The 10,605-nt window shown below is 60.8% G+C and carries 10 protein-coding genes; 5 read left to right on the top strand and 5 right to left on the bottom strand.

From position 1 onward, the window contains the following. The first annotated feature begins 93 nt into the window (after positions 1-93). Positions 94-489: a hypothetical protein gene (locus tag NKH57_RS32370; protein WP_352950376.1), complete on the top strand. Its 396-nt coding sequence runs from the start codon at positions 94-96 to the stop codon at positions 487-489. A 62-nt stretch (positions 490-551) separates the two neighbouring features. Here NKH57_RS32370 and NKH57_RS32365 read toward each other — a convergent pair whose 3' ends face one another. Next, on the bottom strand, positions 552-1,061 hold the full coding sequence (locus NKH57_RS32365) for a ferritin-like domain-containing protein (protein WP_352950374.1): 510 nt from the start codon (positions 1,059-1,061) through the stop codon (positions 552-554). A gap of 525 nt (positions 1,062-1,586) precedes the next feature. Between NKH57_RS32365 and NKH57_RS32360 the strand changes: the two genes are divergently transcribed. Further along, positions 1,587-1,811, top strand: a complete 225-nt coding sequence (locus NKH57_RS32360) for a hypothetical protein (RefSeq protein WP_352950372.1) — start codon at positions 1,587-1,589, stop codon at positions 1,809-1,811. A 734-nt stretch (positions 1,812-2,545) separates the two neighbouring features. Here the strand turns inward: NKH57_RS32360 and NKH57_RS32355 are convergent. After that, on the bottom strand, positions 2,546-3,943 hold the full coding sequence (locus NKH57_RS32355; RefSeq protein WP_352950370.1) for a Do family serine endopeptidase: 1,398 nt from the start codon (positions 3,941-3,943) through the stop codon (positions 2,546-2,548). Between the two features lie 237 nt (positions 3,944-4,180). Between NKH57_RS32355 and NKH57_RS32350 the strand changes: the two genes are divergently transcribed. Then, positions 4,181-4,465, top strand: a complete 285-nt coding sequence (locus NKH57_RS32350) for a hypothetical protein (RefSeq protein WP_352950368.1) — start codon at positions 4,181-4,183, stop codon at positions 4,463-4,465. 375 nt (positions 4,466-4,840) lie between these two features. On the opposite strand, the gene NKH57_RS32345 is transcribed toward NKH57_RS32350, so the two are convergent. From NKH57_RS32345 to NKH57_RS32335, 3 genes are read right to left on the bottom strand one after another with little or no spacing between them, the layout of a single operon-like run. Next, positions 4,841-5,986: a two-component system sensor histidine kinase NtrB gene (locus tag NKH57_RS32345; protein WP_352950366.1), complete on the bottom strand. Its 1,146-nt coding sequence runs from the start codon at positions 5,984-5,986 to the stop codon at positions 4,841-4,843. Positions 5,987-5,989: 3 nt separating this feature from the next. Then, a complete protein-coding gene (gene kaiC, locus NKH57_RS32340) occupies positions 5,990-7,483 on the bottom strand; it encodes a circadian clock protein KaiC (protein WP_352950364.1) in 1,494 nt (497 codons plus the stop codon). Further along, complete coding sequence (locus tag NKH57_RS32335) at positions 7,470-7,790, bottom strand: circadian clock KaiB family protein (RefSeq protein ID WP_352950362.1); 321 nt, start codon at positions 7,788-7,790, stop codon at positions 7,470-7,472. The genes kaiC and NKH57_RS32335 overlap by 14 nt, the downstream gene beginning before the upstream one ends. Positions 7,791-8,053: 263 nt before the next feature. On the opposite strand from NKH57_RS32335, the gene NKH57_RS32330 reads away from it, so the two are divergent. Together NKH57_RS32330 and NKH57_RS32325 are read left to right on the top strand one after the other, a co-directional pair. Then, positions 8,054-8,833 carry a Crp/Fnr family transcriptional regulator gene (locus NKH57_RS32330; protein ID WP_352837869.1) on the top strand — a complete coding sequence of 260 codons (780 nt, stop codon included), beginning with the start codon at positions 8,054-8,056 and terminating at the stop codon, positions 8,831-8,833. A 775-nt stretch (positions 8,834-9,608) separates the two neighbouring features. Further along, on the top strand, positions 9,609-10,481 hold the full coding sequence (locus tag NKH57_RS32325; RefSeq protein ID WP_352950359.1) for an SDR family oxidoreductase: 873 nt from the start codon (positions 9,609-9,611) through the stop codon (positions 10,479-10,481). The last annotated feature ends 124 nt before the right edge of the window (positions 10,482-10,605 follow it).

Raw genomic sequence — 10,605 nt, 5'->3', positions numbered from 1 at the left:
GCTCAACGTCGTGGCTGGGGACGATGAGGATCCGCAGCAGAGCTTGGCAGCTTTTCTCAGCAAGATCGCCGAAGCAAGTTGACGGGAGGTCTGGTGTATGCCGCGCACGCATGCATGGGCGTTCCGGTCAAAGCGCCTCTCCGCGACATCTGCCAAGCTGCTTCGCGATCGGCAACCCCTTGTCGTCACCACTTATTTGCGGTCACCGCCCTCGGGCAGGCCGAAGCAGACGACGTTCACGATGGCGAGCCGAAGCTAACGGAGATCGGGCGCAATCCTAGATGGGCTGTCGCCGCGATCTTGGATCCCGGCTCGGTCAAGCGGGAAAACTCTGATTTGCTCGCTTCCCGCAACAGCCGCAAGATTACAGCCGGCGCGGGCGGATCCCGCGACCGTCTTGGTTTTCCATCGCAGCAGCAGAACCGGCAGCCACCTTCAGCTTCGGACTGCACGCTTCTTGCCCGAACCTGTTTTCAAGCGAGCATCTAAGCCGGGGGACCGTGGGATGGCCGGGCTACGGAGGCCAAGTGGCAAGCAAGCGTCGACGATGGTCAGCGCTTAGCGCTCTCGCTTTCCGTATCGGCTCGCGCAAGGAACCGCTCGGCCGTAGACGGGAGATGGTCTTTCAACCAGTCGGCCATGGCGATTTCTTCTCGCAGGTTCTGCTCGCATACGCGCGCGATCTCTGTCTCACCCAGGGATCGAGCAGCGGCGATGAGAATTGTGTAGGAGGCGATCTCCATGTGCTCGAACGTGTAGCTCGCAAGCGATCCTTTCATGACCTCGTCGCCAGCGAAGATGCCGCTCATTGATTGCGCCATCGCTGTCAGCTTTCCACCGGCATCCTTCAGCCGGGAGGGCCCTTGCCCGATGCGGTCGAGGCAGGTCTTGAGCCGGGCGGCCTGCTGCACCGTCTCCTCGAGATGTTGCCGAATTCGGCTGCTGAGCTCAGGATAATTTTCTATACGGCTCAATTGCCCATTGAGCATGGTCTCAGCCTGCTCCTCCATGGCATGAGCATCCCTGAGCCACTGGACAAACCATTCGCGCGATTCTGACATTTCGTTACTCCTTCATGAGCCGTCCAAACTTGCAAAAGGACATATTGTTCCAGAACGGCCGGAGCGTAGAAAGGCATCTGAGCAGCCCGCCATGATCGGCAAATAGTGGTGGATCCCAGCCCTCGTCAGGCCGTTTCCCCTCGGCTCGCAGGCGACACGCCTTGCGACCGTCGTAACCCTGCGCTTCTCCTTTCGCGAACTTCGGCCATCCAGTCTTTCGAGGCTGTGGCGGAACTCGCCCGACGCCGATTAGCGCCGACCTATCGCCGCCCGTCGCGAGGCCTTCCGGCCGGTTCACAGTGAGTATGTTGCGGAGTGGCTGGCCATCGCAAGCGAGTCATGCGCCTGCAACAAGAGGCTGCATTGGCAAGCAGAATTTGGGGCCGGCAATAAATTTCGGCTGGAACAATCATCGTTCATTCGCCGCCCGGACGTACTCGTCGCTCACCCGTCCGGTCGTGTCGTCCGCTGCTCGAACTTTGGCGCAGGCGGACTGCTGTTGAAAGACGAAAAATGGAGGAAGCTATGAAACGAACCCTTGTAATCGCCGCCGCACTGATGGGCTTGTTGGGTGCTCCCGCAATTGCTGCGACTCACTATTGGGTCGCCAAGGACACGAGCACGAAGACATGCACGGTGGTCTCTTCGAAGCCCGACGGAGTAAAGATGACGGCCATCGGCAAGAAAATGTACTCGAGCTATTCGAGTGCAGACAAGGCTCTGAGGGTTTTGGCCGCCTGCAAGAGCTGACAAGCATGCTGTTAGCCCGCCCGGAGCATGCCCGGGCGGGCTTTCTAAAGTTGCCAGCCGACTGCCGTCTCGAGCAGCAGTCGAGCCCGTCATGAAATCGCGCCAGCTCGGAGCTTTCGGAGGACATCGATCTCACCATGAAATCCGGACGATCGCGCCCGAGCTGGTGGGCGACGCCGCGGCTGCCCGCGGCAAGGCGTCGTTCCCGACTGCCAGGCCACCAGTTCGGGGTCAGAACGGTTCAGAACGCACGCTAAGGCCGAATGAATTAGAAACATCACGCCGCCCGTGGATTGCTGCTGGCAAGCGAAGCGTCCCGAAGCCTTCGCGCATTGTTCAGTATCCCAGCTGTGGATGTCTGTGAGGCTGATGTGCCCCCACCTGAGCGGCGAGGCGCGTTTGAGCAGGTCACCCGAGATCGTCCTGCGCGCCATACCCAGGTGTGTGGCTGCGCGGTCAAGACAATTAGACAGCATTCTAGTGAACGATGGCGTCGACGACGGGGTTGTGACGGGGTTGAGACCGAAGCGCGGAACGCCTGCTTCTCGAATGAGCGTCGCGGATTTCGCCGCGCTCATGGAAGAAGACCGCGCTTGTGGTGTGGTCGCCTTCCCGAGAGCGGAAAGCAGAACCCTTTCCTCCCCGGTTCGCCCTGTCGCGGTCGCAGCTCTTGCCGCATTTCGTGCGTCGCTTTGCTGAACGCCGTAGAAATTTCGATTCTGAGACAGGCTACGTCAGGATGCGGCCACGGCAACGAAGAGCGATTGTCCCTGCCTATTTATGCGCAACAGAATGGGCCTTTTCTGCCGCCGGGATTTTGCCCACTCCTCCTGGATGTCCGACGGCTGTGCCACATCCCGGTTGTTGGCCGAGACGATCACGTCTCCGGGCCGAAGGCCATTCTCGGCTGCGAGGCTGTTCGGTGCCACGTCCTGGATAAATACGCCGGTGGTTCCCGGCTGGAGGCCGAGTTGCGGGCGCACTTCGTCCGGAATGGGGCTAAGTGACAGGCCAAGACGTTGGTCAGCCGCATCCGGAGCAGGAACAGCGCCAGTCTGTCCCTCCTCGTCCTTGCGTTGACCGACTGTCAGTGTCAACTCCTGCTGGCTGCCATCTCGATTCCTGGTCACAGTCGCTTTCGACCCCGGCTTTTGGCTCGCCGCCGCCAGCGTGAGGTCACGGACGCCTTGGATGTCCTTGCCGTTAAAACGGGTGATGACGTCACCTGCCCGTATACCTGCCTTCTCTGCCGGGCTGCCGGGCTCGACCGAGGCCACCAGCGCTCCCTTGCTCCCCGGTATCCCGAGCGCCGCGGCAATCGACGGCGTGACCTCCTGGAGACGAACGCCGATGAACCCGCGCTCGATGTGGCCCGTGCGGATCAACTGATCGGCGACGCTCTGGGCAGTTCGGGACGGCACCGCGAAGCCAATACCAATGCTGCCACCCGATGGCGAGACAATCGCCGTGTTGACCCCGATCACTTCACCGCGCGCGTTAAACAGGGGGCCGCCTGAATTGCCACGGTTGATTGAGGCATCAGTCTGCAGGAAATCGTCGTAGGGACCGGCCTGGATATCGCGCGAACGGGCAGAAAGCACGCCAACGGTAACTGTCCCGCCGAGCCCAAACGGACTGCCGATCGCGATCGTCCAGGCGCCGGGCTGAACTGCGTCCGAGTCGCCCCAGGCGGTTGTGGCCATGTTGGGCCGCGGATCGACCTTCAGCACCGCAATGTCGGTTCCCGGATCTCGGCCAACCAGTCGCGCGGGTGCAGTCTCCTTATCCGAGAATACCACATGGATCTCGGTAGCATCGGCGACGACATGGTTGTTGGTGACGATGTAGCCCTCAGGATTGATGACGAAGCCGGAGCCAAGAGCTTCTCGGACCTGCGGCTGGGCGGGCCCCGGGCGACCATTGAAAGGGTCGAGAAAATCGTTGAGCGTCGTTTGATCCTGGATGATCTGCCTTGTCGTGATCGCGACAACCGCCGCTAACTTCTGGCGCACAATCGCGGTGAAGTCGTTCGGGATCTCCTGTGCTGTGAGCGGAGCAATGCCCCCGGGACAGAACAGCAGAACTCCCGCCACCACACCGGCGCATAGTCCCTTCCTCGAATTCACGAACATGATCAGTTCTCCTGCCCAGCCGGCCGGCCGTCGCCGTCGGCTCAGGAGACAGAAACTGAGATTCATGCAGATGGTTTCACCGATCTCAAAATATAGGGGCGAACGGATGAAAATCGTGAACGTGTGACCTCGGTGCCCCATTGAAATTTGATCGGCAACGTCCGAGATTTTGCTGGTGGAACTGGCAAGAGCCACCAACGACGTCAACAGAGGAGATTATCTGAAGGAGGACCATCGATGGAAGGAGCCATTTCGACGAGTTTTCCGATCGGGCCCGAGGCCCCTGATCTTTTCCTTGACGACCGGTTACTCCATCCGGCACGGCATTTCGGGCACTCGCAGGAGGTGTTGGCCGACACGACGCTGGACGTCCACGAAAAGCGCGCCGTTCTTTCGTCATGGGCGTCGGATGCCTGGGCGGTGGAATCCGTGCCGGCACTGCGCATGCCTCCGGGAGCTACCGAACCGGTCAGCTTCGACGCCATAATGGACGCGTTGCGCCAATTGGATCGATCGGAGTAGCTTCCCAGCAATGTCGGCCGCGGTCGCGTGCAGCACCGTGGTGGCCGGTCTCAGAGCATCCGTCGATGGACTTTGAGCGAAGACGCCGCCTCCCTCCCGCATCCGAGGCACCTGACTCGCTGGTGAGCTCGCCAGCGCAAGGGTGCCAGCGCATTCTCTCCGCTTCCACTCGTCCTGGCGCGTTCCATACGTCCAGCGGCAAGTGGGCGTATGTGATCGTGGGTGCCGTCGTGGCGGCCCTGGCTGCCGGAAGCCTCTGGTTCTTCGGCAACCGTCCGTTCTCAAGGGCCTGACGAAGATTTTTGCGGGCCTGGAATCGGGCCCGCTTTTTCTCCAACTCATCGTGGCTGCCGCTTGGCGGCCCCCATTCGGCGGCTATTCATCCATACGCTTGCGCCGGATCTCGCCCGACGATCGCGGTTCGTCGTTCGTTGCTCGCGGCGGGCGCGGAAGAAACAGATGTACGCTCGTTCCCGTCCCTACAACGCTCTCGATCCGTATATGCCCGCCGGACTGCTTGATGAAGCCGTAGACCTGGCTGAGGCCAAGCCCGGTTCCCCGCCCGTCGCCCTTTGTCGTGAAGAACGGCTCGAACACCTGGGAAAGGACCTCCTTGCTCATCCCGCAACCCGTATCGCTTACGGTGACACGAACAAAACGGGCAGCCGCAGCCGGCACGTCTTCGATATCGGCGGGAGAATTGCTGGTCTCGATCGACAGCGTTCCCTTGCCATCCATTGCGTCCTTGGCATTGACAGCCAGGTTGAGAATGGCGACGTCGAGTTGATTGGCGTCGACGAGGACAGCATCAAGTGCCGGATCGAGGTCACATCTGACCTGCGTGCCGCTCCCCAGAGTCCGCTCCAGCAGCATGCTAAGCGCCTCCATTCGAGCATTCAGATCGATGGTCTCGGGATAAAGCGATTGTCCGCGGGAGAAGGCGAGCAATTGCTGCGTAAGCGCACCGCCATTTCGTGTCCGGCTGATCAGCTCTTCTACCAGCATGGCTGAATTCGGGTTGGGCGCTTCCCCTGCCAACTGCTTCTGGAGGAGCCGCAGCCCCGACTCGAACACAGCCAGCAGATTATTAATGTCGTGAACGATTCCAGCGGCGAGGCGGCCGATCGCTTCGAGCTTTTGCGACTGGCGTCGACGCTCCTCCTGAGCTCGCTGCGCCGAGACGTCGCGCAAGCTGGCAAGCAGCGCCGGCTTTCCGTCCCAGCTGACCTCGACGGTCCTGATTTCCACGTCGGCTGGTGACCGACGGCGGCGGTGGACAGTGATTTCGGTGGTTTCACCGGATATGACCGGTCGGCCGAGTGGAATGTGAACGAGATCGGCAGCCGGATAGCCGAAGATCATGGCCGCCGCCGGATTGGCATAGAGCACGGTTCCCGACAGATCGACGACGAGAATCCCATCGGCCAATGTCTCGATCAGGCGTCGAAAGTTGAGTTGGCTGATGCCCGTCAAGAATGCGTTGGCAGACGGGTCCAGAATTTCGGCTGCGCTGCGCGTCACTGCCTACTCCTCACGCCGAGACGCCGCGGATTCTCCGAATATGTCGGGCGCGCCATTGAAGGGCTGACCGAGATGCATGCCGGCGCCGTCGACCGTGAAGCGCCTGATCTGCTTGTCGTGCTCACTGCCGCGCATTTTCAGCACCATGATCCCGCGGTGCATGAAATTGCCCTCCTGGATGTAACGTAACAGGATGATGGCGTCGGTAAGCGTCGAGATATGCTGTTCGCTGGCACTCTGGCCGCCGACGAGCGACTTGTCGGTCGCCGTACAAAGGCCAGCGATCTCATGTTCCTTGATAAAGGATGTGAGGCTGATCAGGAATTCCCGAAAGCCGGAGTCTGGCGCGATCCTTTCCAGGGCCGACAGGCTGTCGATCGCGATCCGGTCAGGTTTGAACTCCTGCACGAGCTCGCGGATCATCAAAAGGTGGTCTGGCAAGTTCTGCGCTTCCGGGTAGATGCAAATGACCTTGAGCCGGCCATCCGCCTCCATTGCCTCGAAGTCGACGCCCCAGCCACGAGCATTGCGGAACAATTGACCGCGGCTCTCTTCGTAGCCGACCAGCAAGGCACGTTCGCCAGACACTACGCCGCCGGCGAGAAAATTGGTCACCAGCAGCGTCTTTCCGGTACCCGTCGCACCACTGACAAGGGTGATGCTGTCGCGGAAAAATCCGCCGCTGCACATGCTGTCGAGTTCCGAAATGCCGCTGGTCACCCGTTTCGTGCTGGATTGCTGCTCCAGCCGTAGTGAGGACAATGGCACCGCCACTATGCCTTGCTTCTCAACAAGCGTGATCGGCACCTCGCCTTCGACATGGCGGCTGCCTCGCATCTTCAGGACTTCGATGGTGCGCCTGCGCCGCTCGCGATAGAGCGCGTTGCGCAGGATGACCACATTGTCGGCGACAAATTCCTCGATCCTGTGGCGGGATATCTCGCCATACTCGCTGTTGCGTTCGGCGGTCATCAGCACCGTCAAACCTTGCTTCTTGAGGGCTGTCGCCATGCGCAGGAGCTCCCGACGCACCGACGTCTGCTCCGCCACGAAGTGGTCGAAGAGCTGGGTGACGGAATCCAGCACGATACGTTTTGCCGCGGAATTTCGCGCAGCGTGCAAGACACGCGTCAGCAAACCGGCTAGATCGAAATTGCCGATAATCATCTGGTCGTGGTCACGCGGACTGGCGTCGACGAAGACCAGTTTGTTCGCCTCCCGCCAACGGCGTATGGTCCAGCCAAAGCTGGCCATGTTGACCTCGATCTCGGCCGGCGATTCCTCGAAGGTGACGAAGACGCCGGGCTCGCCCAGAACGGTGATGCCGTGGGCCAGAAACTGCGTCGCAAACACAGTCTTGCCACTACCGGGCGTCCCCCCGACGATGGTGGTGCGCCCGCGCGGCAGGCCGCCCATCACAAGATCGTCGAAAGCCTCGATACCGGTCCTGACGCGTTCGAGTACAGGGTCGATCAGGATCTCTTCAGCTGTGGTCATAGCCACTGTCCTTCCCGCGAAAACCGAAATAGTCGAGAACCTGAGCGGTGTTGCTGATGTCGCCGATCAGCCGCCGTGGAGGGGTGGCTCTCTCGTCCGAGAGCGTCGGCGTCGCTAGAATGCCGGCGCTTTCCGCCGCTTCGGGATGCGCGAGGATATCGATGATATGGATTTCGATTCCGCCGGCCCATTCCTTCATTATCCTCAGACGACTTTCCAGCGCCCGTCTGGCGCTCGGCGTGTCTCCTGCGATATAGAGGCGGAGCAACGCGTTGGCCCCTGGATCGGACCGATGGCTAGAGCTCATGTTTCACGCCTTGCTGCACGAACATTGCAGTTTCGGCGTGCTTGAGGCGCCACGCCGCAGATCCAGTCGCCGGCATTTTTCTTCCCTAAGCAGCCCCGAGGTCTGCCCGGGAGCCGATGCACCACGGCTCGCGCTCGGTGAGGCCTGGATCAGCGCCCCTGCGACATTTTGTAAATGGCTGCGCACGCTCCGTCTGCGCACTAGTGAACATTTCTCCTCGCTAGCCGTTGTAGATGCCCCATTCTTTGGAAGAGAGGAGCGCGATGGAGAACGCCTATAAAAAATCGGAACCGATTGGAAACAACCTGCTTCGGGCGCTACGACGCGATGACTGGGAGATCCTGCAGCCGAGCCTCGAACAATGGTCAGCGCCTGCCGGTACATTGCTGCACGAACCAGGCGACGCTGTCCGCTACGCTTACTTTCCCCGCGGGTCTGCGATGATCTCCTACCTCGTCGCGCTGAGTGACGGACGAGCGATAGAGACTGCACTTATCGGACGTGAAGGAGCGGTCGGTGGGATCGTGAGCCAAGGTAGGCTCCCGGCCTATACACGTGCCGAGGTTCAAGTCGGGGGGTCCTTCTTCAGGATCGACCTGCACCATCTGGAAGAAGCAAAATCGCGTTCTTTGTCATTGCGTCACCTGTTCGCCCGCTACGCCGATTGTCTGATGGCGCAGCTGTTTCAGTCCGTTGCATGCAGCGCCGCGCATTCCATCGAACAGCGCACTGCGAGATGGCTGCTGGCCGCGACAGAGCGCACAGGGGCCGGAAATCTGACGCTGACCCAGGAACAGCTTGCTGCAATGCTCGGGGTAGGCCGCTCCTACATGAGCCGAGTCATCCGCGACCTGAGGCAGCGCGACTGCATTGAGACAGGGCGTGGCCGGCTGGCGGTGCGCAATCCGGCCGGGCTGCGCTCGCTTGCATGCGAGTGCAATGCGGCGGTTAGCCGCCATTTCAACGACGTGTTGGAGGGCGTTTACCCGGCTGAAAAGAGCGTCGCAGGTTCACGGGGCGTGCCGCCGGGGAAAGCGCAATGACTGCGTTGAGGACGGTCTTCCAGGGATCGCAATTTGCCTTGGGAAGCACCCAATCCTGTGAGTTTGCTTATGCCACGCGTTGGTTGACGAGGATCCTGCCTCTAGTTTCGGTCCGATCAGCGTCTTCCAGCGTCTCATCTGCGCTTCGATCCGAGAGCGCTGATTGTAGCCGCTTGATTTCTGCCTGCCCGTCTGAGCCTTGGGTTGGGATCACGTCGATTTCACAGTTGACGCTCGTCTAAGCGCTCTTCGGTAGCGGGATCATAACCTCTGCCTGGCCGCCAAACCACATTTCGACAAGTTCGCTGACGGACGCTCCGGTCATAGGCACATGTCGGCCTGGGCGACTGGCGCGTCGATCTGGGCCAGAAGGGTCCGCAAGCGCTGCGGATCGCCGATGCTTTCCAGCGCCAGATCGGCACAGAGACTCTCGCCCTGAGATCCCTGCGACAACGTCGATTGGCAAGGATCCTCCCTGTGCCGGCTGTGCCAAAAGTCTCGGACCATTCGGCTTGGCGACATTGAACCCGTCCCATGAATTCTGAACGCAGAACGCACGGCGAGTGGAACACTCCGCTTTCAAACCGGTTAGGAGAGATCATTGACGTGTGTGGGTCGCTGCGGTCGCCATGTGCGACTGCCGGAGGAAATCGGTCGATGGCCACGAAGAATGAGAACCCTGCAAGGCGCGGTTCGCCCGAGCACAAAGGCGGCGCTCAGGCCCTCTCACGGACTCCCAGCATTGAAACCCAAACTAGAGCCAAAGGAGCTGAGCATGCAGAATAATCCCCGGCAGAAACATCCTCAGCCACCCATGCCTGAACAGCAGCAGGACATGCCCGGCTACACCGACGAGATGAATCCCCGCCCAGACCATGGCGAGCAGAGCTATCGCGGCAGCGGCAAACTGACGGACCTCGTTGCGCTGGTCACTGGCGCGGACTCGGGCATCGGACGTGCAGTCTCAATCGCCTTCGCCCGCGAGGGCGCGGATGTGATCATCTCCTATCTTGAGGAGGACGAAGACGCGAAGGAAACGGCCCGATGGGTCGAGGATGCCGGCCGCAAGCCTGTGATCGCGCGCGGCGACATCAGCGACGAACGTTTTGCACGCTCGCTCGTCAAGCGTGCCATGGATGAATGCGGCCGGCTGGACATCCTGGTCAACAACGCCGCGCATCAGGCGACATTCGAAAGGCTGGAGGATATTACGGCCGAGGAGTGGGATCTCACCTTCAGGACGAACATCTATCCGATGTTCTACCTCTCACAGGAGGCCGTGAAGGTGATGAGACCCGGCTCCGCTATTATCAACACGTCATCCATCAACGCCACCAGCCCCTCACCTATGTTGCTCGCCTACGCCACCACCAAGGGGGCGATAGCGAATTTTACCGCCGGGCTGGCTGGACTGGTCGCGGAGCGCGGCATCCGGGTCAATGCCGTCGCGCCCGGGCCGATCTGGACGCCCTTGATCCCTTCGACGATGCCGGCCGAAAAGGTAAAGGAGTTCGGCAAGAATACACCGCTTAAGCGCCCTGGCCAGCCGGCCGAGCTCGCGGCCACCTATGTGCTTCTGGCCTCGGACGGTGCCAGCTATACGACCGGCGCCCTTTACGAAGTCACTGGCGGAAGGCCGATGCTTTAATGAATTGTCTTGGGGTGAGAAGGCAAGGTCGCGTGTCGGGCAGGGCGAAATCATGAATCGTTAACCTGCAAGGACGGCTTGGCGGTAGGTCGGGTTCATGAGGGCTTTGAGGCGCTTACGCTTG

The organism is Mesorhizobium sp. M1050 (genome assembly GCF_040318715.1).
In the GTDB taxonomy this organism is placed as follows: Bacteria; Pseudomonadota; Alphaproteobacteria; order Rhizobiales; family Rhizobiaceae; genus Mesorhizobium.
Note: the sequence above shows the minus strand (reverse complement) of the source record. Positions and strands in the feature narration are given on the sequence as shown.